Annotated in this window: 1 protein-coding gene; it reads right to left on the reverse strand. The window is 65.7% G+C overall.

The features are described 5' to 3' along the window. A partial coding sequence (locus SB772_RS39340) for a cation:proton antiporter (protein WP_410838431.1) occupies positions 1 to 382 on the reverse strand: 382 nt, incomplete at both ends.

Here is a 382-nt window from a genome sequence, read left to right on the forward strand (position 1 = left end):
GCCGAGCACGACGGCCATGATGGCGAAGGCGGCGACTTTCACCAACGTCAGTGCGATCGTCAGCGGCAGGGGCAGGCCCGCGCCATGAGCGACTGCATCCCTCGCGTGGCCGCCCAGCAACTCGGCGAGCGCAGGAAGCAGGACGAGCGCCAGCACCATTGCCAGATCTTCGACGATCAGCCAGCCGATCGCGACGCGGGCGCTGGCCGTGTTGATGAGATTTCGCTCTTCCAGGGCTTTCAGAAGCACGACGGTACTGGCGACCGAGAGGCTGAGGCCGAAAACGATCCCGGCTCCCAGGCTCCAGCCCCAATAGGTGCAGAGCGCCACGCCAAGCAGTGTCGCAAGCAGGATCTGGATGATGGCGCCTGGAACCGCCACG

The organism is Paraburkholderia sp. SIMBA_030 (assembly GCF_046535245.1).
In the GTDB taxonomy this organism is placed as follows: Bacteria; Pseudomonadota; Gammaproteobacteria; order Burkholderiales; family Burkholderiaceae; genus Paraburkholderia.